Origin of the sequence: Planktothricoides sp. SR001 (genome assembly GCF_001276715.1) — a bacterium.
GTDB lineage: Bacteria > Cyanobacteriota > Cyanobacteriia > Cyanobacteriales > Laspinemataceae > Planktothricoides > Planktothricoides raciborskii.
The window spans coordinates 230373-253789 of sequence record NZ_LIUQ01000004.1 but is presented as its reverse complement, the minus strand read 5'-3'; the positions used below and the strand labels follow the sequence as shown (position 1 = coordinate 253789).

The following is a 23417-nucleotide window of genomic DNA, read 5'->3' as shown; positions in this document are numbered from 1 at the left end:
CAGGAATGATGGGAATTCCGGCAGCAACAGCGGCTTGAATTAAAGGGACATTGATATGGGGAGAAAAGGCAAATTCTGCCCCGGCGGCGATCGCCTCAAATAGGGCGGTTTGGTCTAAAATGGTGCCAGTGCCAATCATACAGTGGGGCAATTCCCCGCGTAATTGCTGAATTAACTCAGCGGCGCCGTCGGTATTCCAGGTAATTTCAATGATCCGCAAACCGCCTTCGGCTACAGCCTGCGCCTGATGCCGACCGAGTTCTAGAGTTGCTGCCCGAATCACGGCGATCGCTCGATGTTGCCGCAATTTATTTAACCAATTCTCCGAGATCATTGCCTGGATCATTTCTCTTTTCTCTTTGATATCCGTAGGTTCTCTGGGGCAACCATCGCCTTGACGAATTGCCCCAACAAAGTCCCGGCAAAATTGTCATCATCATATAATAGATAGATTCCCGAAGTCAAATCGGGGCAAGCATCGCCTTGAGGAATTGCCCCGACAAAATAGAATAAATAGATCCTCGGCGTAAGTGCTGTTTAAACCTGGATGATGAAAACTCGTACCTCGACACCATTCCCCGTTTCTCAAGTTATTTCTGCCATAGTGGGATTTGTGCTGTTTGGCTTGGCGATTTGGACAATCAGCCAGGAGTTGAAAAAGTATCCTCCCAGTGAGGTGATCCAAAGTCTCAATAGAATTCCCGATCAATATTTAATCCTGGCGATCGCCCTAATGATGATTAACTATATTATCTTGGCAGGATATGACTTACTGGCGATGCGCTACATTCGCTGTTCACTGCCACCCCAGAAGACGATTTTGGCAGGGTTCATTAGTTATGCCGTCAGTAATAGCATTGGCTTCGCACTCTTAAGTGGCAGCGCCATTCGTTATCACTTTTATTCTCGTTGGGGACTTTCCGCCACAGAAATTGCTAAGATTATTGCCTTTTGTAATCTCAGTTTCTGGATTGGACTGTTTGCCGTAGGCGGTGTTTTATTTCTGCTTGAACCCCTGGCGGTTCCATCTTTGCTGCATTTGCCCTTTGAATCAGTCCATCCCATCGGGGCAATTTTTTTGGCGATCGTCTTGATTTATTTCTTCTGGAACCTATTAAGTCATCGGCAATCAATTCGGATTGGCAAATGGACGATTCCTCATCTTTCCTGGCAAATTTCTCTAACCCAAATTGTTGTCACCTCGATTGATTGGGGACTCGCAGCAGGAGTGCTTTATTTGCTACTGCCAAAACCCACTTTATTGTCCTATCCGGGGTTTTTTGGTATTTACCTGTTAGCTCAAATTTCCGGGATTATTAGTAATGTTCCGGGAGGATTAGGTGTCGTTGAAACAGTCTTGTTACTTTCGCTGTCTCCATCGATCGCCTCTGCTGACTTGCTGGGCGCACTTTTAGCTTATCGAGGGATTTACTATTTTGTTCCCTTAATTGTGGCGATCACGCTCTTAATCTTCAACAAATTTTCCCAAAAATTTGATTAATATAGCTATCTTAAATGATTTGTGAACTCTTTAGCTCCCCTCTCCCCTTTTGGGCCGCCCCCCGCGAGGGGGCAGGCGTCGGTTGGGGGTGAGGGTTCATTCCACACATCCTGCACGGGTAGCTAGATTTGGATTCCGGCAGGAAGTACACCCGCGTGGGGCGGAAATAACATCTTAATAAGGTATAACCAAGCTTATGGAAGATACAGAATTTAATGCTTCCGCTTTTTCTTTTAGGAATAATTCTTCTATGTATCTCTGTGTCTGAAGTGGTAAAAAAACAATCAATAAACCACAGAGTCACAGAGAACCACAGAGAGGAGATAATATCGCTTAAAAGCCACCCTTTTTCATGCACTTTAAGGGGGTTTGAAGGAATAATTACTCTATGTATCTCTGTGTCTGAAGTGGTAAAAAAACAATCAATAAACCACAGAGTCACAGAGAACCACAGAGAGGAGATAATATCGCTTAAAAGCCACCCTTTTTCATGCACTTTAAGGTGGTTTGAAGGAATAATTACTCTGTGGATCTCTGTGTCTGAAGTGGTAAAAAAAAGTATGGATCTGTCTCTGTAACCCTGGAAGGATTCAATCACTAATGATTCATCTATATTAACCTGACGTTTGATGCCGTGTTCTTTTTCCCAAGCGCGATCGACCAGCACATAAGCTACTTCTAAATTGGCTTCCGAATCCCATCTCGAAATGATTTAATCAGAGCAATTTCTCCAATGGACTTACTTAAATCTAAAAATTCCTGCATTGCGCTAACTGATACCACAACCGAGGATAGGCATCGCCACCGGGTTAAGTTTAACCGGAGAAGCGATCGCGGCACTTGAGAAATTATGGTGGCTTAACCAGCTTGTGGTAATTCGGTATATTGCCAGGAAGTGATGCCGTTTTTGGTGTGGGAAATAATCATGCCAAACCATTCTAAACGTTCCAGGTTTTCGGTAATGGCATCGAGTTTTTTCTGAGTATTGCGTCCGGTGAATTGGGCGGCAATTTGGTTAACGGTCCATTCGTGGGAATTGGTACGCAAAAGATCGCGAATGGCGGCGAGTTGTTCTTTGGGTTTGGTCGGCCATTTTTGTTGTTCCACGGGTTCCACCACGGTTTCGGCTTCCGGGGTGACTCCTTCCAGGGTGGTTTGGTGGGCTTGTGCTTCGGGGGCTTGGTATTCGGGACGCAGCCAACGGATCAAGCCGTTGCGTTCTTCTTCTGCCCGTTCCGCGTTGAGGGCAACCAGGCGATCGAGGATTTGGTTTTCCAGTTCTTCTTTGGGGTTGTGGTTTTGGCTTTGTTCCCAGAGGGGAATAAGATCATCCCAACCGTAAGCCGCAAAGACGGCGCGATCGAGGTCGTCGTGAATTTGTTTTAGGGTAGAAACCAGGGCTTTATGGTTATATTCCCGGTCTTGGTCGGTGAAGGGTTCCCCAGCGCGAAGTTTTTCCAGCAAGTTGTACATTCCCGTGATAGTAATGTCGGGATGCTTGGCTTGGACTTGTTTGCGGTGTGCGTCCAGTCTTTCGCCCAGTTCTCGGATTTTCTGTTTTTGTTCTGGAGTTGGGTCTGGGAAGGGGAAGGCGTTAAAGCATTTGGTTTTAACATATACAGGTGTTGGTCCTAATTGAGCACCGCACGTTAAAGCCCATATAATGTGAAGTTTGGAAGACATAATTGCCAAAAAGTACGCATCATTAATCGCGATCGCAATAAGTTTATTGTCTGCAATTGTATTTACATCTAGAAAAGTAAATATTCGATGTTTGCTAGTTTCAACAGTAACGATGTATCTTTTTAATCCTTTTAAAGCGTGCCTCAGTTCTGGTCTAGGTCTTCCAAATAGCCACCAGTTATCTCGAAGATTTTTATCTCGATTAGCATCTCTTTCTGGTTTAACATTGTCGAAAATCCATTGATAGGCTTTGGGAAATTTGTCTTGAGCCTTTTCAGCCGAGTAGCCAAATAGATCGATGACCCAGTAATTACGAGATTGGTGCATCATATCTCGTCCATTGATATAAGTAAACACTACTGAACTTTCAATTTTTTTAACAGTATCTTGGTTAAGCATAAACCCCGATCCAAATAGCATAACTCCACGACTTGACAGCCGATCATTTGCTTTTAATTGGGAAACTAAGGTTAAATCAGAACCTGTCTGAAGATTACTAAATATTTTAGAAACGTTTTTATAGCTAACTTTGAGGTTTTCTGCTGATTTTTCAGGATTGTCAGATTCAAACTCTTGGGTAACATTTCCTATTTTAGGAATCGTATAAATATGACGATTTACTGCTACACCAGTGGTCATTGCTATGCGAACTGCTGCGCCGCTATCTGCCCAAGGGTGATCGGGTATCGCAAATAAAATTTTTAGCGGATGTTTACCAGAAAGATGAAAATCAATTACCTTTCTTTGTCTGACTTGAGAAATACTATTAGTAGTAATTAATCCAAAGCATTTTATCCTTTCTATACAAGTTAGCTCTGCGACTTTATGCCACCAATACATGACATAATCAACTGTGTCAGGAACTTCTTGATAAACTTTTCTTAAGGTTTCGGCATAACCATCACCTAACAATTCCCGCATTCTTGCATTCCCAATAAACGGCGGATTTGACACCACATAATCCGCCTCTGGCCATTCGGCAGGACGAGGATTAATATAACGATAAATGGGAATTTGATCCGTGGGATCCGGTACTTCTTCCCCGGTCACGGGATGGGTCATCATCTTGCCACCCCAGCGCGTTCTCACCTTTCCGGTTTTCGGGTCAATATCTTCCTCTTTGCCGTCATAAGCCAACACCGCATCCCGACATTCAATATTGCCAAACGCTTGTAACACGGGTTCTGGGGGTTCTGCATTGCCATACCGCTTAAAATACCATTGCAGATAACCAATCCAAATCACTAATTCCGCGATCGCTGCTGCCCTGGGATTAATTTCAATCCCCAAAAACTGCGATGGGTTAATTTGCTCTAACACATTCAACTGCACTTTACCCGCAACATCGATCAACCGCGTCATCACCTCTTGCTCTAACCCTTTGAGCAAATCCATTGAAACATATAAAAAATTACCCGTCCCACAAGCCGGATCGAGAATTTTAATCGTGCGTAACTGCTGCAAAAATCCCCGAATCTCTTTTTCTGCTTTATTCCGCTGATTTTTAGTCGGTTCTTCCTGACCCGGTTCTGGTTCCAGTAGCCGCTTCACCTCTAACTCAATTTCATCCCATTCTTGGCGCAACGGTTCCATCACCACCGGACGCACCAACCGCTCTACATAGGATCGGGGGGTATAATGGGCACCTAAACGGCTGCGCTCTTTTTTCTCCAAAGCCCGCTCTAACAACGTGCCAAAAATCGCTGGTTCTACCTGACTCCAATCTTTTGCTGCTGCTGCATACAACACCTCAAGCTGGTCTTTGGGCAACGCAAACGCCGTGGCATCCTGAAAAAAGCTCCCGTTAAACCGCAAAATCTTCTCAAACCCAAACTTGCCCCCAATATTCATGGTTTGCCAGAGGGATTCAATTTCCGGTTTAAAATGTTTGGGACTAGAAATCCAGCGATCGCGCAATGCCTTAGTAAACACTTCCCCAGGCAGCAATTTCACGTCCTCCGCAAACATAGTAAAAATACAGCGCATCAGGAAATTTGCCGTTTCTTGGGGTTCGTGTCCTTGTTCCTCTAACCATCTCGATAATTTGGCCAATTCTGCCGCCACTTCCCGCGTCACCCTTGCCCGATATTTCTCTGGGTTCAACTCTTGGGGGTCGGTAAAAATTTTCACAAAACGGTCAAAAACTTCTGGCTGGATCAGGTCAGCCAAATTTACCTGTTGTCTTGCCCCATAACTGCCATATTCTCCACTGAACCCTTGCCAAATTTCAAAGTGAGAACCAATATCGCAAGTAATCAAAAATGGGGGCAACTCTCCCAGCATCCGATTATTCGCATAAGACTTAGCCTGATAAAATGCCTTTTGCATCGCATCTTGATAAGCTTTCGTGCCCCGCTTGCCGTGGCCTTTGGTTGATTCTTTGCTGCCCTGTTTTGCCTCAATTAAAAAATGACCTTGTTTATAGAAGTCAGCAAACCGGGTTGATTCTCCTTTCTCGCTATAAAACTTAATATCTTTATCAAAACAATAAGGATCGCCAGAAACGCTGCCCTTGGGGGGTGGCCCTGCCACACCCAAGGCAACACATAAATCACCAAAAAAACTTTGATAATTGGCGCGTTCGTTCCCTTCTGACCCTTGCCACTTATTTAAAAAAGCTTGGACTCGTTGTTTATCTGTTTCGTTCATGTTAATCGGTCAGTTATCTTTTGCTGGGGTGATCTGCTATCTCGGATCATAACTCTATAGTTTACCATATAGCGATCGCTCAAATCATCAGCATCAGATTTATCAGCCAATCTTTAGATTTTTTGCCGAATCCAATTCCGAAATGACTTGACCAAGGCAATTTCTCCACTCCTCTTCATACTGAATTTAAGGCTGACGGGTTTTGCCATAGCCACAATTCGCGATCGCAGATTTTTTGAGAGCGATCGGCCATAATTTCTGTCGTTGGTTAAAGCGATTTATCCGCAAAGGGAGGATTTTAGCCAAGCTGAATCATCCCACCTTGGTGCAATTGCGAGATTTCTTTTTATGATAAATCTGCTAAACTGATTATATATTTAACAAGGAGGCAACGATGAATCTTGCTAAAATTGTCCAAAATGGCAATACCCAGAGTCTCATATTGCCCGATGAATTTCATCTCGAAGGGGATGAAGTTTATATTAAAAAAGTTGGCACCGCATTAGTGGTGATTCCCAAGAATAATCCTTGGCAGCCGTTATTTGACAGTTTAAGTCTATTTTCTGAAGATTTCATGGAAACTAGAGAACAACCGAAGCTGGAAACCAGAGAGGATATTTTTGAGTGAAGTTTTTATTAGATACGAATATTTGTATATACATTATTAAACAGAAACCCGCTAAGGTACTGGAGAAATTTAAGAGATTACATCCCTCTGATGTAGGAATTTCATCGATTACGCTGGCAGAATTAGAATATGGAATCGCGAAAAGTCAACAAAGCGAGAAAAATCGAATAGCACTTAATCAATTTCTCATTACCTTGGAAATTGTAAAATTTGATGAAAAAGCATCCAATATTTATGGAGGTGTCAGGGCGGAACTTGAACGAAAAGGCTTAGTTATTGGCGCTATGGATATGCTGATTGCTGCCCATGCGATTAGTCTAGACCTAATTTTAGTAACGAATAATGTTAAGGAATTTTCACGGATTCCTAATTTGCGCTTAGAAAATTGGGCAGAATAATCGATCGCCCATAATTTCTGTTTCTGTTTCTGTTTCTTGGGGGAAAAGGACACGGCATTGCCGTGTCCCTACAATTATTTTCATTTTTATTGTTCTGCTTCTAAAATAAGAATAATTTCTTTGTGGATCTTTGTGTCTCTGTGGTAAAAAAAAATAATGAATAAACCACAGAAACACAGAAAAACACTTCTGAAAGTTGAGAAACCGCAAAATTTACTTACGTCTGAAAATTCACGATTATTCTATCTCCAAATCAGCATATTCTGCAAAAGAACCCAAGTCGTGAACTTCACCAGCAGCCGCTTGTTCAATTCCGCGTAATACTGAATTTAAGGCTGACGGGTTTTGCCATAGCCACAATTCGCGATCGCTGATTTTTTGAGAGCGATCGCTCATAATTTCTGTTTCTGTTTCTTGGGGCGAAAGGACAAGGCAATGCCGTGTCCCTACAATTATTTTCATTTTTATTGTTCTGCTTCTGAAATGGGAATAATTCCTTTGTGTATCTTTGTGTCTTTGTGGTAAAAAAACAATCAATAAACCACAGAGACACAGAGATCCACAGAGAGGAGATAATATCAATAAAAAAATCCCCCCTAAAAAAGGGGGGTTGGGGGGATATTTTAACCAAAAATACTGCCAAAAAAGTCGATCGCCTCTTTCAAAGACGCAATAAACACATCAATTTCTGCACGAGTATTATAAAAATATAAACTAGCCCGTGCGGTAGACTGAGCATGAATTACTCGGTGTAAAGGTTGAGTGCAATGGTGTCCGGCGCGAATCGCCACCCCCGCTTGATCTAAAATAGTAGATAAATCATGGGGATGAACTGCCCCACAGGTAAAAGAGGCTAAACCAGCCCGACCAGACCCGTCTGCTTTTGGTTGTGGGCCATATAATTTAAGGTCGGGAATTTGGTTTAATTGCTCAAACAAATAAGCGGTCAATTCATGCTCATAATCGGCAATTTTATCCATACCGATCGCACTTAGATAATCCACTGCTGCCCCCAGAGAAACTGCCTCAGCGATCGCTGGAGTTCCTGCCTCAAACTTATGGGGTAAATCCGCATAAGTAGAATGGTCTAAATACACATCGGCAATCATCTCCCCACCGCCCAAAAATGGTGGCATTGCCCGCAAAACCGCTAACTTACCATAGAGAAAACCAATCCCCGTCGCCGCACACATCTTATGGCCAGAAGCCACAAACCAATCGCAATCAATATCCTGCACATCAATCGCCATGTGCGGCGTACTTTGGCAACCATCTACTAATACTTTTGCCCCATATTCATGGGCTAAAGCGGCAATTTCTTTCACCGGATTAATACAACCCAAAGTATTAGAAACATGAACCACCCCGACTAACTTAGTTTTCTCGGAAAGCAGGGTTTTAAACTGTTCCATATTGAACTCTTGAGTTTCCGTGAGTTCCACAAATTTCAACACCGCCCCGGTCCGTTGGGCAATAATTTGCCAAGGCACTAAATTACTGTGGTGTTCCATCACCGTGAGGATAATTTCATCTCCGGGCTGTAAAGTCCCTAATCCCCAACTGTAGGCCACTAAATTAATCGCTTCACTGGCATTACGGGTATAGACAATTTCTTGAGAAGAAGCGGCATTAATAAATTTAGCCACTTTTTCTCTAGCCCCTTCATAAGCATCCGTTGCCCGCGAACTTAAAGTATGAACGCTTCGGTGAACATTGGCATTACTATGGTAATAATATTCTTCCAAAGCTTTGAGCACCTGAACGGGCTTTTGGGACGTAGCGGCATTATCCAGATAAACTAAGGGTTTGCCGTTAACTTCTTCCAGCAAAATAGGGAAGTCACTACGCAATTTTTGAAATTGTTCGGCTAGGCTTTTTTCTTGAATAGCAATCATGGTATTTGGGGGAGAGGAAATAAAATTAATTACCAGGGCTTCGGAGCGCGGTTTTCTATAGAATAGACCAAATATAGCGGTTATTGTCCGAATTACAGAGGTTTTCTGGATTCCCGCCTGCGCGGGAATGACAGGTTTTTTTTGGACTTCATAACTATGACAATTGCTATATTCTTTGGTAGGGGCGAAGCATGACCGCAGATCATCTCTGGGACAAAATAAAAAATTTTTTACGGTCATGCTTCGCCCTTACGGATATTTGTGGTTGATTAATATGAAAACCGCTTTAATTAATTGTAGGGTGGGCAATGCCCACCCTACGAATTATATCCAATTAATTTGGCTGGCCTATTTAATGACTGGTTAGACAGGCAAGACAACGAGATAGCCGGTTTGCCAGAGAAGGTACGGGCAATTTTTCCAAGATTTCCCCGGCAAAACCGTCAATTAATAAGTTGCGACTGGTGACTGGATCTAAGCCGCGACTTTGCAAGTAAAAGAGTTCTTCGGCTTCTAACTGGCTGACCGTAGCGCCGTGGGTGCATTTGACATCATCGGCAATAATTTCTAGTTGCGGTTTGGTGTCTACCCGACCTTTGCGCGATAGGATTAAGTTCCGATTCAGTTGGCTGGCATCAGTCAGTTGGGCAGCTTTGGCAACAAAGACCCGACCGTTAAATACGCTATGGGCGCGATCTTCTACGATACATTTTTGTAGTTGGGCAACCATCCCATGAGGATGGTTCAGGACTACGTTGCTGTGAGTATCCGCTAGTTGTTCCCCACCAATGACGGTTAAACCGTTGAGGGTGGTTTGGGTGCCTTCGCCTTTTTGATAAATTTCTAGGTTATGCCGAGAAATTTTACTGCCGGTGTTGACTTCAATGCAGGAATAGCGGCTATCTTTGGCTTGGGCGATCGCACTCTTGCCAATATGGAAACTATTCGCTGCTTCTCGTTGGATGCGGGTATGGTTCACTTCCGCATTTTGCCCCAGATAAATTTCCGTCACCGTATTGGTAAAATAGGGCTGAGTTTCCGCCGTGGCACACCATTCGCGATCGGCTACTATATATTCTTCAATTACGGTGGCAGCACTGCCCGGTTCCGCAACCACCAAAGTCCGGGGTTGAATTAAAGCCGGAGTTTCCCTTGTCACCGAAATAAATAGCAGATGAATGGGCGTTTCTACGGCCACATTTTTACCCAGCCAAATTACAGCCGCATCATTTAATCCCGCAGTGTTCAGGGCGGTGAAAACTTCCTGTGTCCCTTCTTGGTTGGCTAAATATTCCGGTAGGCGATCGCGCAACTCAGCCGGTAATTGTGCCAAATTGCCGATAAATAATCCTTGAGGTAAACCCGCAACCGCACTTAATTCTTGGGAATAGCGGCCATTGACAAACACCAATCGCCGATCGACTTTAGACAATATCTTAATATTGTCAATTAAATTGCCAAGGGTTCCCAGGGGCAACTCAAAAGCCGCCGCCCTTTGAAACGGCACTGCTGCCAAGGGTGCCAGGTTGGTAAACCGCCAATTCTCATCTCGTGTCGTCGGCATTCCCAACTCGCGCACCACAGCCGCTGCATTATCCCGCAATTGCTGTAACCAAGCATCGGTTGGGGTTGCGCCATTGATTGCTTCCGAAAGCAAGCGATCGATGGCCGAAATTTCTGATTTAGTCGCAATTTGCATAGTCATTACACCCCTACCTTAGCGGTCAATTCTTCACCGATCCAGTCATAGCCGCGACTTTCTAATTCCAGGGCTAATTCCTTACCGCCACTGGTAATAATTCGTCCGGCTTCCATCACATGAACATAATCCGGCACAATATAATCTAATAAGCGCTGATAGTGGGTAATTACTAACATTGCGTTCTCAGCATTAGCCAGTTGATTTACCCCATTAGCGACAATTTTCAAAGCATCAATATCTAAACCCGAATCGGTTTCATCTAAAATTGCCAGACTAGGTTCTAAGATAGCCATTTGCACAATTTCATTGCGCTTTTTCTCCCCACCAGAAAACCCTTGATTCACGCTCCGTTTGAGGAAAGCGGGATTCATTTGCACAACTTCCAGCTTTTCCGCAATCACATCTTCAAAATCAAAAGCATCTAATTCTGCCAATCCTTGATATTTTCGACGGGCATTACAAGAAGCTTTCAAAAAGTCCAGATTACTGACTCCAGGAATTTCTACGGGATATTGAAAAGCTAAAAATAGCCCAGAACAAGCCCGTTCTTCTGGGTCTAATTCCAGTAAATTTTTTCCTTGAAAAATCACCTCACCGCCAGTGACTTCATAAGCGGGATGTCCGGCTAATACCTTGGATAAGGTACTCTTCCCAGAGCCATTTTTACCCATAATGGCGTGGATTTCACCGGCTTTAATTTCTAGATTGACTCCTTTGAGAATTTTCTGCCCATCCACATTAGCGGTCAGATTTCTAATTGACAGAATTACTTCACTATTTTCAATAATCATAATTTGTTTGATTTGATTTCCTGGAACATATTTTTTGGTTCTTTGATGAACCCGCACAATTAACCAGAAACCGGGTTTCTTTGAGAAAAAGATTTCCCCAGAAAGCAAGGGAAGAAACCCGGTTTCTCGGTCTAAGCCAGCTTAACCCACCGATCCTTCTAACTTCAGACTTAAGAGGCGATCGGCTTCTACGGCAAATTCCATCGGCAATTGATTAAACACATCTTTGCAGAAACCGCTAATCATCATGCTGACAGCATCCTCAGCGGAAATACCCCGCTGGGCTAAGTAGAAAAGTTGGTCTTCCCCAATCTTAGAAGTAGAAGCTTCATGTTCTACTTTTGCCCCCGGATTTTGCACTTGAATATAGGGGAAAGTATTCGCTTGAGCATTATCCCCAATCAGCATAGAATCACACTGAGAATAATTTCGTGCTCCTTCTGCCCCCGGTCCAATTTTCACCAAACCGCGATAGCTATTTTTGGATTTACCCGCCGAAATACCTTTAGAAATAATGGTGCTGCGAGTGTTTTTGCCGATATGTACCATTTTGGTGCCGGTGTCCGCTTGCTGACAGTTATTGGTCAGGGCTACGGAGTAAAATTCGCCCACGGAATTATCGCCCACGAGCACGCAACTGGGATATTTCCAAGTAATTGCCGAACCTGTTTCGACTTGAGTCCAAGAAATCTTAGAATTTACCCCTTGGCAAAGTCCGCGTTTGGTGACGAAATTGTAAATTCCGCCTTTGCCGTTTTCATCTCCGGCATACCAGTTTTGCACGGTGGAATATTTAATGTCTGCATTGTCCAGGGCGACCAATTCCACTACGGCAGCGTGGAGTTGGTTGGTGTCGAACATGGGGGCGGTGCAACCTTCTAAGTAGGAAACTTGGCTGCCTTCATCGGCAATAATTAAGGTGCGCTCAAACTGCCCCGAATCACCATTATTAATTCTGAAGTAGGTGGACAATTCCATCGGGCATTTGACCCCTTTGGGAATGTACACAAAAGACCCGTCGCTGAATACGGCGGAGTTGAGGGCGGCGTAGAAGTTATCGCTTACGGGGACGACGCTACCGAGATATTTTTCGATCAGTTCGGGGTATTCGTGGACTGCTTCAGAAATTGAGCAGAAGATCACCCCTTCTTTGGCCAGTTTTTCCCGAAAGGTGGTGGCAATGGAAACACTGTCAAATACGGCATCGACGGCCACATTGCTGAGGCGTTTTTGCTCGGAAAGGGGGATGCCCAGTTTTTCAAAGGTTTCTAGTAAAGCTGGATCTACGTCATCTAAGCTGTTGAGCTTTTCTTTTTTCTGTTTGGGGGCAGAGTAGTAAATAATGTCTTGATAGTTGATGGGCGGATAGTTGACATGAGCCCAGGCTGGTTCCTGCATGGTCAGCCATTTCCGGTAAGCTTTGAGGCGAAATTCCAGCATGAACTCCGGCTCATTTTTTTTGGCGGAGATCAGGCGAACTACGTCTTCGCTGAGTCCCGGTGGCAAAGTGTCAGATTCGATGTTCGTCACGAACCCATATTTGTAGGGTTGGTTGACTAGGGTTTTTACTGAGGCGCTCATTGTGTGTGTGTTCTCTTTGTCTAGAAGGTGGTAGATCGGCTTTACCAGCTTAAGATTACTGCTTAATTGGGTATTTATGATGACCAAGGGCTGATGATGATGAAATCATCAAACCATGATGATTGATCTAAGGTGATTTTAAGCTGGATTGGTGGTGGCCCGAATTTGCTCAAAGGTAATTTGTTGTTGATCCCCGGCAAAATCATTGTCGGGAGTTAAAAACAACATACAGTGACATTCTTTCCGTTCCCTCATGGGGACGCAAGGGCAGTTCCAGTAAGCGGCTTTCGCTTCCGCTGCTTTGTCTTCGTAATGGCGACAAGGACATAGGGGCGAACCTAGGTCTTCTTTGTGTTTGGCCAAGCCTTCGATGACTACAGCGGTGACGCCGAGATCGGCACAGAAGTAGGTGCCGGTGCGTTTGGCGTATTGTTCGGCAAATTGCCGCATGGCTTCTAGGTTTTTGTCTGTAGCTGGTAAATTTTGTGTAGTTTGGTTCATTCGCTGACTGGTATAAAGAGCTTTTTTGGTTGGCGGACGTTGTTGTCCACGGTGGTTCATCTGTATATATATAATGAGATTAAACAACAGCCTTGTTGCTTAACTTTTATTTTAGGGTACTTTAGCAACATTACTGTTGTCAAAGTTCCCGCGAGATTTTTTTTATTGGACATTTTGGTCAGCGAGAACAGGTAAGAGGATGACACCCAGCCAGCAGCAATCCACCAAAGACGATATCCTGCAATTTTTAAGAAAGCAGGGTCAAGCAACGGCGCAAGATTTGGCAGAACAGTTGAATATTAGTCCCCAAGCGATTCGACGCCATTTGAAGGATTTAGAGGCGAATCACTTGATTTCCCATGAGTTGATTCAGGAGCGAATGGGGCGCCCGCAGTATCTTTACCAGTTGACGGAGAAAGGGCGCGATCGCTTTCCCCATCGTTATGATGAGTTTGCGGTTTCCCTGCTGGATGCTCTGGCAGAAACGGTGGGGCCGGAACAGGTGAGCTTGATTTTGCAGAAGCAGTGGGAACGCAAGGCGATTGATTATCGCGATCGCCTGGGGGGGGGCACCCTAGAAAAGCGGGTGGCGGCTTTGGTAGAACTGCGTAAAATCGAGGGCTATATGGCGGAGTGGCATCCGGTGGAACAGAATGGGACCAGCAAGGGCGATCGCTTTCTGATTACGGAACATAATTGCGCGATTTCTAATGTAGCCGAGTCTTTCCCTAGGGTTTGCGATCATGAATTAGAAATGTTTGCTAGTGTTTTGCCAGACTGTGTGGTAGAACGGACTTTTTGGATGATTAATGGTGAGCATCGCTGTGGCTATTTAGTTAAGCCTCGTGAGTTGGATTAAGAATGGGATTTTCCCCGCATCCCAAGGGCGGGAATCTTTTAAGCATAATCAAGCATAATTTTTAGAATAATTAACCGCTTAAACGGTTATATTTTATGTTGTAAATATGAAATATTACGAAATATTACTATGATACCTGAATCACAATCTAGCCCACAATTTTTAACCCCGGAAGAGTCTAGCGCGGTGGATGGGGCTTTGCTGGCATCCCATGAGAAGTTTTTAACCCGGTTGACGATTTCTTCTTTAAAGCTGTTGAAACATATTGCCCAAGATACTGGGGTGGCGATGGAGGATTTGACCCCCCAGCAGGTGATTGCTTGGTTTGAACAGGATGGTAAAATTCGCCGGGAACAAGGGGTTGAGGCGGCGTTTTTGAAGTGGTAACGGGCTGAATTTACCCGTTAATCCCGATCGGATTTAGTATTTATGCTTTGAATTCGCGATCGCTCTCTTTTGACCAAGGGCGATCGGGCGAATTTTTGCCAGTTTTTTTGGGGGCGATCGCACAATTCCCCAGCGATCGACTGATTTATATCAGTAGGAATTATTGCTGATTCGCCCCAGAAATCCTCTCAGTTAAACGGATTAAATATTTAAGATTTACTTAATTATTTACTTAACTTAATAATGATAGGAGTCAATACTACCAAAACAGTTAACTTTGGTGTCAAATGCTTGTAATTTTATCCCAAAGTGCTTAAAGTAAAAATTGAAGCAAGTTTAGCTTCCCTGGCAGATACATCAGCGCCAAGTTACAAGTAGTTTCGTCAAAGAGGTAAAACGACGCTGTTTAAACTATCGTCTGTCTCGTCAAGTCCAAACAGCACCCAACTTGAAGTCTCAAACTTCCTATTTTTGTGAACTGGGAGCACCGTGCTTGAGAATGCTCAAGATTCGACTCCAGATATGCTCAAAAAATGGTAGGAAGTCACTGAGTGAGTAAAGGCTGGGTGCTGTTTTTGTTTGGGATTTTTTCATGGATTCAAGGTTGCGGAAATTAATTAGTCCCTCAAAAGATAATTTCGGCAAAATGTAAAGTTTAGTTGCAATTTCTTGCCATTCAAAAAAAAGGTGCTACATTATAAATTGAAGCTATGAAGTAAGCTTCCCTGACAGATACTTCAGCGCGATGTCCATGTTAGTTGAGAGGTAAACCACGCTGTTTCACTACAAATCTGTCTCGTCCACCGAAAACAGAACCCAGCATCTGGTCTGATGCTTCCTAGATTGGTAACGCGGAAATTATGCAGAGAAAACTGGTAGGTATCTGTATATCCGCTGTAGCTCCGACGGAAAAGGAAGTGAGGACATCTAAGGATGCTGGGTTTTGTTGTTTGTTGATTGTTGGTTGTTGGTTGTTGGTTGGGGAAAGTGAAAAGTTAAAAGTTAAAAGTGAAAAGTTAAAAGTGAAAAGAATTATCACTATTCACTATTCACTATTCACTATTCACTCTCCCCTCTGCCCCTCCGCTCCTCTGCCCCTCCGCTCCTCTGCCCCTCCGCTCCCAACACCCCACACCCTACACCCTACACCCTACACCGATGGCAGCCCCACACCGATGGCGGCCCCACACCCCTTTGCCTTAACTAATAACTGATAAATTAAAGTGTTCACTCATTAGAGTGTAAAGTTTACTTGCAATTGCTGGTAATTTATCAAAAAAGTGCTAGATTAAATATTGAAGCTAATTGATGAGCTTCCCTGGCAGATAGCACAGCGCGATGTCCATGTTTGTAATAGAAAAGAGGTAAAACACGCTGTTTAACTTTTCATCTGTCTCGTCAACCAAAAACAGTGCCCAACTTGAAGTCTGATACTTCCTCCTCTAGGAAAAAGGGAGCCCTGCAAATTAGCCCAAAGCGGCAAAAGCAACTCCAGATTATATCCATTAAAAAGAGGCAGTCACTCAGCTAGTAAAGGCTGGGTGCTGTTTTTTTGTGCTGTTTTTTTGGCTTCCAAGAAGCGGAATAGAAAGAGGTATAAATAGGGGCGATCGCTACGATTTCCTTGCACTTCAGTCGATGCCACCATCCTCTAGATGAGGAATTGGTTCATGGGCTAGTTCAAATACTAAACGCTGTGGATGCACCAGATCCAGAGCAAATTGTCCGGCGCGATTCCGCTTCATCGGATCGAATGGCGCGATCGCCCTTTAAAGGATGGGGGCGACCTGCCTGAAGCTCTGTCACATTAGCGGCTGCGATCGAATCAGCTAAACGTGCTTTCAGTTTCCGCGCCATATTTTTTCCTACGTCACCAACCGCAACTTTAGCCCCAGCTTTTCCGCCTGCGTAACCTAGAATAGAGGAAACAGACTCTAGATTTTTGTGGCGATATGGACAGAATCTCAGTGGCTCCTCACATTCACTTTGGCAAACCTTGCATCTCTGGTACGCGCATTACCGTGCAAAGTGTTTTGGAATTGCTTAATGAAGGACTTTCCTTTGAGGCGATTATTCAGGATTACTACCCTGACTGGCAAACTGAGGATATTCGTGCTTGCCTAAGATATGCGATCGCACTTGTGGCGGCTGAGGACATTCACCTAGTGTCAGCTTAATTAAGAACTTACTGGTGCATTTGTAGTGGTAGAACCAGATGGACATAGATTTAGGAAACCACCTCTGTAGAAGAGTCAGCCACAAAGTAAATTGCTCCAGCAAAATTTCAACTTCAATAACTGCTGAATTGTTCTAGCGGTGAGCAACCAGAGATTTTACAGCCAAACTCGGAATTGCTGGATTTAGCGTTTCTGCAAGCGGGCGAGGGAGTAGCAGACAAAAATTAATCAACCGGACATAACATTATGAAAAATTTAATCTAATCCATGAAAACCGATAGCCTATTTTACAATATATTCCAACAATTTCCCTTTGTTTTCTTCGCTCTCCTGGGCATACCAGACGAGGCTACCAATCAATACCAATTTACTTCGCAAGAAGTGAAACAATTAGCCTTTCGTCTAGATGGTTTATTTCTGCCAATTATCCCAGATTCTCAACTACCATTCTACATTGTGGAGGTGCAATTTCAACCAGATCCAAACTTGTACTATCGTTTATTTGCCGAACTATTTATTTATCTCAGACAATACCAACCGCAGCATCCTTGGCAATTGGTAATAATATACCCAAATCGCCAAACTGAAAGAGAAAATAACATCCACTTTCAGTCAATCCTGGCACTTCCTAACATCACCCGTATTTACATCGATGAACTGAGTACGACAGCAACCGCACCCCTACCGATAAAATTACTTAAACTGATCGTTGAACCAGAAGATACAGCCGCAGATTTAGCTATAAATTTAGCTGAACAAGTTCGCACAGAAATACCAAATATCGCGGTCAGCGAGAGGTTTATCGAATTACTAGAAACCATCGTTTTTTACAAGTTACCCCAAAAATCCAGAGAGGAAATTGCCGCTATGTTTAACCTGAGTGACTTAAAGAAAACCAGAGTTTACCAAGAGATTCAGGCTGAGGTACAAGCTGAAGCTAAACAGCGAGAAAAAGCTGCAATCCTCAGAATGTTTAATCGGGGATTAGCTACAGAAGAAATTGCTACATTTTTAGATTTGTCTGTAGCTGAAGTAGAAGCGACTATCGCGGAATCTGAACAAAATTAATCGAGTGATAAATTGTAGGTTGGGTTTATCAACTCAACCTACACATATCTAGAAAATGTCATGGTTTACAAGTTACCCCAAAAATCCAGAGAGGAAATTGCCGCCATGTTTAACCTGAGTGACTTAAATAAAACCAGAGTTTACCAAGAGATTCAGGCTGAGGTACAAGCTGAAGCACAGGCTGAGTTACAAAAAGCTAAACAGCGAGAAAAAGCTGCAATTCTCAGAATGTTTAATCGGGGATTAGCTACAGAAGAAATTGCTACATTTTTAGATGTGTCTGTAGCTGAAGTAGAAGCAAATATAGCGGAAGCTTAACAAAATTAATCGAGGTATAAATCGAAATATGATTCAATAACTGCTGAATTTTACTAGGGGTGAAGAAGTAGATATTTTAGAGTAAAACTCGGATTTACTGGACTTGGAGTTTCTGCAAGTTTGCGAGGCAGAAATGGTTTCACAACCGCCACCCACAGGCCCTTAGTCCAAACCTCCGACAATGCGATGGCAGGTATTAGGGGGCTGGAGAAAAACTGATTCCTCAATTAGTATTTATCTTGTTTCGAGGCAGCTTACTTGACAAATTTGTGTTAAAATTCAACTAACGATTTAGTTCTAACCCAGAAAATCGCCGTATGCCTTCTCAAGACTTTGCTAAAACACATACTGACCTTTACACTAAGGCGACAAAACTTTTGCAGTATTTGCGAGAGATTAGAGCAAGTCGGTGGCTCGAAGGCGATGCCGCCAGTGAGTTAAGGAAAGTTGAGACAGATATCAGTCAAACTTTAGCTGATTTACAGGCTCAAAAGTATCAAGCAGCAGCAATTTCGGTTCAGCGTGTAGGTAAAAGTACCTTTCTAAATGCTGTTATTGGCGAGGATATACTGGCAACTGACACAGAATCTTGTACTGTCTGCCGTACCGATATCCGACACATTCCAGTCGGACAAGTTCCTCGACTTTTGGAGTATCGGCAGGGGCAACAGCAACCAATTGTCATTGCACAAGGGGATGCCCAGAAAATTCGACATAAGTTTTTAGAATATACCCGCGAGATTCGACAAAAAAACAACCCCTATCACACTCTTCGCTTTGAACTAGAACATCCTATCGAAGTTGCTAGTACCATTCCCTTTCTGGCTGGTTTTACTTTAGTTGACACGCCTGGTTCTAACGAGTGGAAGTCTTCAAAATTTGACACAACTCCACTCAAGCAAGCTTCTCTGGAAGCATTACACAACAGTGATGTAATTTTGTTTATCTTAGATTACAACAATTACAAGACGAATGAAGTAGCTGAATTGTTCAGGGAAATAGGAAAAAACCGTCAAGATTTCTTATTAAAAAGCTGGCATAAGGTTTTCTTTATTCTGAATAAGGTAGATATGAAAGAGGAGCATTCTCGTAAAATCGAGGATGTGATCATGGACTTGAAACAAACATTGATGAATGATTTTCGCTTTTCTGAACCAATTATTTATCCTGCTAGTGCTAAACAAGGACTGCTGGCTAAACTCATTTTAAAAGGGATAGCGACTGAAAGTCATCATAAAGAATTTAGAAAAATTATTGGTCAGACTTACAGTAGAGTTGATGCCTCCGGTGGCTCTTACACACCGCCATTGTCAGAGATTGCGCCATCAGCTTTAATAGATAGTGGTATTTCTAATCTTGAAGAAACGGCGATTAAAAGTATTCTTCAGAATTCTGGCTATAATCTTCTTGTTAAAGTTTTATTAATTCTAGACATCAAGGTAGAAGATACTCAAAAAATCCTGATCAACCAGTCTAATATAAGAAAAAACTATATCCAGTCCCAGAAAGCCAAAATAACTGAATGGATGGAAAAGATAGAATTTATTTCTAATCAATATAAACAGCTTCGGGATATTTTACAAAGCCATAAAGAGGCTTTATTTGATGCGCTTAATCAGCAGATAGATAGTTTCTGTGATTCAGCAAAATCAAGTATAGAGTCAGAAATTGAAGAAATGGAAAGAGAGAAAGGTGGTCGTTGGTACACATCATATTATAGCCCAGATTGGTATAGTTCTTATATTGCCCCACGAACACGAAATTCATTGTATGGATTTGAGGAAGCAAGCTCATCTAGAGCAAAAATGGTAGAGATTGCACAAGAAGCTGAACCGCTGATTTATAGTCGTTGCAATTCTGTTTATAAAAACCAAATTAGTTTTTTGCAAAAGCAGCTTAATTTAGAAGCGAAAAACGTTAGGAAAAAATTATTGGCTTTTTGGCCGATAAGAATTGAAGAATTATCACAATTTTTTTTCATATACATAGGCTCTAAAATAGAATTAAAGTTATAAGACAAATATGATATGGGAATAGATGATTTTCAATTAACAGGAATTGAAATTCCCATTAAAGAATACGACTATATTCAGGAAGGCTGTATTGGTGATGGTGAGTGGGTGGACTTTTACTACATGGGACATCAAATGGATTTTCACAAAATCTTCAGTCAATTTAATAGTCAAATAAACCAGCATAGAGAGCAGATGAAGCAAATTATTTATAGTTCTCTAGAACAAGATTTTTCCCAATTCATTTGCGGGTTAGATAAAATTAATGATTTTAAGAGCCTATTTCAAGTGAAGTTGAATAACTTGTGGAACGAACTTCAGCAGAAAGAAGCTAAAAATAAGCTAATTATTGAAAGTCTTGATTCTCACAGTAGCAAACTTAATGATTATCGGAGAGAGTTAGCCGCTATTCGGGGTTATATCGATAATTGGAAGCCATAGTATATTTATTTCGACTTCATTTCCTCACTTATTCCCCAACGCCGCCACCACCTCTTCCCTATCCCATGTGCCTATTGCCAAATTATCACCATACTCGGTGAATGGAATAGGCATCAAAGGCCGAATATCGTTAAAATGTGTTTTGGTAATTTCCCAACCATTACCATGTATTTTTATGGCCTAAATAAGATGTATAAATAAGATTTAGTCTGCGATGAATATGCTCTATAATTTTGCATTAGGGTTTAGTTGAAAATATCTTTGGGCAACAATATCTGAATTTTATCAATCATGGAAGTATGGACGGCAAGCCGGGGATCGATCTCCGGGGCATATATACCGGCAGGAGATGCAATATTTTGAGGCGATCGCCAATCTTCTATGGCGATTATTTATGTGCCGATTTCTGTAGCGATCTAGGGCAAAAAAAACAAAAAAACCTTTTTAGTAAATTATAGGGAAATTTACTAAAAAAGTTCAGGAAAAATTTTAGAGATTCTCTACCGGGAGAGAGTCTCAACTATTATTAAGATTTTTCCATTTTATTTAATAAAAATTAATAGTTTTTCCTGACTTTTGACCTTATAATGTGATTAAACGTAATTAGTTGAACAATAGATAATGCTAGATTTCATTTTAGCCAATTGAGCTAAAAAATACTAACTTAAATCTACGTTACTGCTAGACAGTTGGCTATTTTAACCTCATTTTTACCTAAATGGCTGAAATTTCAATTTTTCTTAAGTTTTGAAGGAGAAGAAGCAAGCTATGACTGATAAAGTTGCATCGGGCGTGCGGAATGTGGCAATTGTTGGCCCTTACTTAAGTGGTAAAACTTCATTTTTGGAAAGTGTCCTGTATGTCACCAACGCCATTAGCCGCAAAGGGAGCATCAAAGATGGCAATACCGTTGGGGACAGTTCCGCTGAAGCTCGCGCCCGTCAAATGAGTGTGGAAGTATGCGCCGCCAGCACAGTTTATCAAGACATTCGCTTCAACTTTCTTGACTGTCCAGGTTCAGTAGAATTTGCCCAAGAAACTTACAATGCGCTGATGGGTGCCGGAGCCGCGATCGTGGTTTGCGAAGCGGAAGTCAGCCGCGTTCTCACCCTCTCACCGATTTTTAAATTTTTAGATGACTGGGAAATTCCCCACATTGTTTTTATCAACAAAATGGATCGGTCAAAAAACAGTTTCATGGATGTACTCCATGCCCTGAAAACTGTTTCCAGCCGTCCTTTAGTGCCGCATCAATATCCCATTCGCAAAGGTGATGATCTAATTGGCTTTATCGACTTGGTAAGCGAGCAAGCCTATCATTACCATGCCGGGGCGGCGGCGGATCCCGTATCCATGCCGGAAGACCTGAAAGACGAAGAACACGCCGCTCGTCAGGAAATGCTCGAAGAGTTGGCCAATTTTGACGACCATCTCCTCGAAGAACTCTTAGAGGAAATCGAACCGTCCCAAGAGGAAATTGTTAAAGACCTGAAAATGGAATTAGGGGCGGATTTGATTGTGCCGGTGTTTATGGGCATTGCGGAGCAAGACTATGGGGTACGACCGCTTTTAGATGCCCTGGTTCGGGAAGCCCCAGAACCCAGCTTAACCGCCGAACGCCGAGGATTGAAGCCCAATGCCCAGGAGACGGTGGCACAAGTGGTGAAAACCTATTACACCCCTCAAGGCGGTAAACTCTCTCTGGTGCGGGTTTGGCAAGGGGAACTCACTGATGGCACGAGCTTAAATGGCGTGCGCGTTGGTGGGATGTATCAGATGATGGGTCAACAAACCCAAAGCTTGCAGACCGCTTCAGCCGGGGATTTGGTGGCGTTGGCTCGGATGGAAGGAATTGCTACCGGGGATATTTTGACGGCGAGTAATGCCAAGTTAAAAGTAGATTTACCCAAAGCACCAATGATTCCGCCAGTGTTTGCTTTGGCGGTGACGACGGAAAAACGCAGTGATGAGGTAAAAATCAGTGCGGCGATGAGTAAACTCCTGGAAGAAGACCCATCTTTAACTTGGGAACAAAATGCGGATACCCACGAGATTGTTCTCTGGGGTCAGGGGGAAGTTCATCTGAAAGTGGCGCTCGATCGCCTACAGCGGAAGTATAATTTGCCGATGACCACTCATGTGCCCCAGGTTCCTTATAAGGAAACGATTCGCAAAGCAGCAGAGAAAGTACATGGACGCTATAAGCACCAAAGTGGCGGTCATGGGATGTTTGGGGATGTGTATCTGAGTATTCAGCCGCGAGAGCGTGGGCAAGGCTTTGAATTTAGCGAGAAGATTGTGGGCGGTGTGGTGCCGAAGCAGTATATCCCTGGGGTGGAAATTGGGGTGCGCGAGTCTTTGGTGAAAGGGCCGTTGGGCTTCCCCGTGGTGGATGTGGCGGTGACTTTAACCGATGGGTCTTATCACTCGGTGGATAGTTCTGAACAGTCGTTTAAGTTGGCAGCCCGGGCAGCGATGCAGGAAGGGATGGCCAAATGCAGTCCTACGTTGCTGGAACCCATTGCCTCGGTGGAGATTTGTGCTCCCAGTGATTTTACTTCCAATATGATGCAGATTATTAGTGGGCGTCGTGGCCAAATCCTCGGCTATGAACCCATGAGTGATTGGAAGGGCTGGGATAAGGTTTCGGCGTATTTGCCCCAATCGGAAATGCAGGATTTGATTGTGGAGTTGCGATCGCTCACAATGGGTGTCGGCTTCTTTAACTGGAAGTTCGATCGCCTCCAAGAAGTTCCGGATAAATTAGCCGAACGAGTTCTGGCTACCCAAAGCAGTGATAATGGCAAGGGTTAGCGATCGCTTTTG

Annotated in this window: 21 protein-coding genes and 1 pseudogene; 11 read left to right on the top strand and 11 right to left on the bottom strand. The window is 43.3% G+C overall.

The window, feature by feature from the left end; genetic code table 11:
* A pseudogene (locus AM228_RS04440) lies at nt 1-346 on the bottom strand (keto-deoxy-phosphogluconate aldolase); the annotation flags it as partial.
* 201 nt (nt 347-547) lie between these two features.
* Here AM228_RS04440 and AM228_RS04435 point away from each other — a divergent pair.
* Nucleotides 548-1501, top strand: a complete 954-nt coding sequence (locus AM228_RS04435; protein WP_054464887.1) for a lysylphosphatidylglycerol synthase domain-containing protein — start codon at nt 548-550, stop codon at nt 1499-1501.
* 10 nt (nt 1502-1511) lie between these two features.
* On the opposite strand, the gene AM228_RS31820 is transcribed toward AM228_RS04435, so the two are convergent.
* Entirely contained in the window at nt 1512-2168 is a 657-nt protein-coding gene (locus tag AM228_RS31820; protein WP_156331528.1) for a hypothetical protein, read from the bottom strand.
* Nucleotides 2169-2359: 191 nt separating this feature from the next.
* On the bottom strand, nt 2360-5833 hold the full coding sequence (locus AM228_RS04430) for a DNA methyltransferase (protein ID WP_054464886.1): 3474 nt from the start codon (nt 5831-5833) through the stop codon (nt 2360-2362).
* A gap of 394 nt (nt 5834-6227) precedes the next feature.
* On the opposite strand from AM228_RS04430, the gene AM228_RS04425 reads away from it, so the two are divergent.
* On the top strand, nt 6228-6461 hold the full coding sequence (locus AM228_RS04425) for an antitoxin (RefSeq protein ID WP_054464885.1): 234 nt from the start codon (nt 6228-6230) through the stop codon (nt 6459-6461).
* The gene (locus AM228_RS04420) at nt 6458-6859 is read left to right on the top strand and encodes a type II toxin-antitoxin system VapC family toxin (RefSeq protein ID WP_054464884.1); all 402 of its coding nucleotides are present in this window, start codon (nt 6458-6460) and stop codon (nt 6857-6859) included. The genes AM228_RS04425 and AM228_RS04420 overlap by 4 nt, the downstream gene beginning before the upstream one ends.
* 237 nt (nt 6860-7096) lie before the next feature.
* On the opposite strand, the gene AM228_RS31815 is transcribed toward AM228_RS04420, so the two are convergent.
* The 6 genes from AM228_RS31815 to AM228_RS04395 all read right to left on the bottom strand — a co-directional run bounded on the left by AM228_RS31815 (nt 7097) and on the right by AM228_RS04395 (nt 13329).
* The gene (locus tag AM228_RS31815; RefSeq protein ID WP_072160647.1) at nt 7097-7321 is read right to left on the bottom strand and encodes a hypothetical protein; all 225 of its coding nucleotides are present in this window, start codon (nt 7319-7321) and stop codon (nt 7097-7099) included.
* A gap of 161 nt (nt 7322-7482) precedes the next feature.
* A complete protein-coding gene (locus tag AM228_RS04415; RefSeq protein WP_054464909.1) occupies nt 7483-8754 on the bottom strand; it encodes a SufS family cysteine desulfurase in 1272 nt (423 codons plus the stop codon).
* Between the two features lie 352 nt (nt 8755-9106).
* Nucleotides 9107-10459, bottom strand: a complete 1353-nt coding sequence (gene sufD, locus AM228_RS04410) for a Fe-S cluster assembly protein SufD (RefSeq protein ID WP_054464883.1) — start codon at nt 10457-10459, stop codon at nt 9107-9109.
* A complete protein-coding gene (sufC, locus tag AM228_RS04405; protein ID WP_054464908.1) occupies nt 10459-11247 on the bottom strand; it encodes a Fe-S cluster assembly ATPase SufC in 789 nt (262 codons plus the stop codon). The genes sufD and sufC overlap by 1 nt, the downstream gene beginning before the upstream one ends.
* A 141-nt stretch (nt 11248-11388) precedes the next feature.
* A complete protein-coding gene (sufB, locus tag AM228_RS04400) occupies nt 11389-12828 on the bottom strand; it encodes a Fe-S cluster assembly protein SufB (protein WP_054464882.1) in 1440 nt (479 codons plus the stop codon).
* 138 nt (nt 12829-12966) lie between these two features.
* Nucleotides 12967-13329, bottom strand: a complete 363-nt coding sequence (locus AM228_RS04395; protein WP_054464907.1) for a ferredoxin-thioredoxin reductase catalytic domain-containing protein — start codon at nt 13327-13329, stop codon at nt 12967-12969.
* Nucleotides 13330-13528: 199 nt separating this feature from the next.
* On the opposite strand from AM228_RS04395, the gene sufR reads away from it, so the two are divergent.
* Together sufR and AM228_RS04385 are read left to right on the top strand one after the other, a co-directional pair.
* Complete coding sequence (gene sufR, locus AM228_RS04390) at nt 13529-14188, top strand: iron-sulfur cluster biosynthesis transcriptional regulator SufR (RefSeq protein WP_054464881.1); 660 nt, start codon at nt 13529-13531, stop codon at nt 14186-14188.
* Between the two features lie 129 nt (nt 14189-14317).
* Nucleotides 14318-14575 carry a hypothetical protein gene (locus AM228_RS04385; RefSeq protein WP_054464880.1) on the top strand — a complete coding sequence of 86 codons (258 nt, stop codon included), beginning with the start codon at nt 14318-14320 and terminating at the stop codon, nt 14573-14575.
* 1519 nt (nt 14576-16094) lie between these two features.
* On the opposite strand, the gene AM228_RS36005 is transcribed toward AM228_RS04385, so the two are convergent.
* Together AM228_RS36005 and AM228_RS31805 are read right to left on the bottom strand one after the other, a co-directional pair.
* Nucleotides 16095-16223, bottom strand: a complete 129-nt coding sequence (locus AM228_RS36005) for a hypothetical protein (RefSeq protein ID WP_255353145.1) — start codon at nt 16221-16223, stop codon at nt 16095-16097.
* 32 nt (nt 16224-16255) lie between these two features.
* Nucleotides 16256-16432: a hypothetical protein gene (locus tag AM228_RS31805; RefSeq protein ID WP_156331526.1), complete on the bottom strand. Its 177-nt coding sequence runs from the start codon at nt 16430-16432 to the stop codon at nt 16256-16258.
* Nucleotides 16433-16527: 95 nt separating this feature from the next.
* Between AM228_RS31805 and AM228_RS04375 the strand changes: the two genes are divergently transcribed.
* The 6 genes from AM228_RS04375 to AM228_RS04350 all read left to right on the top strand — a co-directional run bounded on the left by AM228_RS04375 (nt 16528) and on the right by AM228_RS04350 (nt 23405).
* Complete coding sequence (locus AM228_RS04375; RefSeq protein ID WP_054464879.1) at nt 16528-16752, top strand: DUF433 domain-containing protein; 225 nt, start codon at nt 16528-16530, stop codon at nt 16750-16752.
* A gap of 267 nt (nt 16753-17019) precedes the next feature.
* A complete protein-coding gene (locus AM228_RS04370; protein ID WP_054464878.1) occupies nt 17020-17820 on the top strand; it encodes an Rpn family recombination-promoting nuclease/putative transposase in 801 nt (266 codons plus the stop codon).
* Nucleotides 17821-17880: 60 nt separating this feature from the next.
* Nucleotides 17881-18138 carry a hypothetical protein gene (locus tag AM228_RS04365; RefSeq protein WP_054464877.1) on the top strand — a complete coding sequence of 86 codons (258 nt, stop codon included), beginning with the start codon at nt 17881-17883 and terminating at the stop codon, nt 18136-18138.
* Between the two features lie 317 nt (nt 18139-18455).
* Nucleotides 18456-20153, top strand: coding sequence for a dynamin family protein (locus AM228_RS04360; protein ID WP_054464876.1), 1698 nt, complete (start codon nt 18456-18458; stop codon nt 20151-20153).
* 12 nt (nt 20154-20165) lie between these two features.
* The gene (locus AM228_RS04355; RefSeq protein WP_054464875.1) at nt 20166-20591 is read left to right on the top strand and encodes a hypothetical protein; all 426 of its coding nucleotides are present in this window, start codon (nt 20166-20168) and stop codon (nt 20589-20591) included.
* Nucleotides 20592-21359: 768 nt separating this feature from the next.
* Nucleotides 21360-23405 (top strand): elongation factor G, encoded by a 2046-nt coding sequence (locus AM228_RS04350; RefSeq protein WP_054464874.1) that lies wholly within the window; start codon nt 21360-21362, stop codon nt 23403-23405.
* The last annotated feature ends 12 nt before the right edge of the window (nt 23406-23417 follow it).

Coding starts and splice junctions, on each gene's coding strand:
- AM228_RS04435 (WP_054464887.1), top strand. CDS start 548: ATGATGAAAACTCGTACCTCGACACCATTCCCCGTTTCTCAAGTTATT.
- AM228_RS04430 (WP_054464886.1), bottom strand. CDS start 5,833: ATGAACGAAACAGATAAACAACGAGTCCAAGCTTTTTTAAATAAGTGG.
- AM228_RS04425 (WP_054464885.1), top strand. CDS start 6,228: ATGAATCTTGCTAAAATTGTCCAAAATGGCAATACCCAGAGTCTCATA.
- AM228_RS31815 (WP_072160647.1), bottom strand. CDS start 7,321: ATGAAAATAATTGTAGGGACACGGCATTGCCTTGTCCTTTCGCCCCAA.
- AM228_RS04415 (WP_054464909.1), bottom strand. CDS start 8,754: ATGATTGCTATTCAAGAAAAAAGCCTAGCCGAACAATTTCAAAAATTG.
- sufD (WP_054464883.1), bottom strand. CDS start 10,459: ATGACTATGCAAATTGCGACTAAATCAGAAATTTCGGCCATCGATCGC.
- sufC (WP_054464908.1), bottom strand. CDS start 11,247: ATGATTATTGAAAATAGTGAAGTAATTCTGTCAATTAGAAATCTGACC.
- sufB (WP_054464882.1), bottom strand. CDS start 12,828: ATGAGCGCCTCAGTAAAAACCCTAGTCAACCAACCCTACAAATATGGG.
- AM228_RS04395 (WP_054464907.1), bottom strand. CDS start 13,329: ATGAACCAAACTACACAAAATTTACCAGCTACAGACAAAAACCTAGAA.
- sufR (WP_054464881.1), top strand. CDS start 13,529: ATGACACCCAGCCAGCAGCAATCCACCAAAGACGATATCCTGCAATTT.
- AM228_RS04385 (WP_054464880.1), top strand. CDS start 14,318: ATGATACCTGAATCACAATCTAGCCCACAATTTTTAACCCCGGAAGAG.
- AM228_RS36005 (WP_255353145.1), bottom strand. CDS start 16,223: ATGGTGGCATCGACTGAAGTGCAAGGAAATCGTAGCGATCGCCCCTAT.
- AM228_RS31805 (WP_156331526.1), bottom strand. CDS start 16,432: ATGGCGCGGAAACTGAAAGCACGTTTAGCTGATTCGATCGCAGCCGCT.
- AM228_RS04375 (WP_054464879.1), top strand. CDS start 16,528: ATGGACAGAATCTCAGTGGCTCCTCACATTCACTTTGGCAAACCTTGC.
- AM228_RS04370 (WP_054464878.1), top strand. CDS start 17,020: ATGAAAACCGATAGCCTATTTTACAATATATTCCAACAATTTCCCTTT.
- AM228_RS04365 (WP_054464877.1), top strand. CDS start 17,881: ATGGTTTACAAGTTACCCCAAAAATCCAGAGAGGAAATTGCCGCCATG.
- AM228_RS04360 (WP_054464876.1), top strand. CDS start 18,456: ATGCCTTCTCAAGACTTTGCTAAAACACATACTGACCTTTACACTAAG.
- AM228_RS04355 (WP_054464875.1), top strand. CDS start 20,166: ATGGGAATAGATGATTTTCAATTAACAGGAATTGAAATTCCCATTAAA.
- AM228_RS04350 (WP_054464874.1), top strand. CDS start 21,360: ATGACTGATAAAGTTGCATCGGGCGTGCGGAATGTGGCAATTGTTGGC.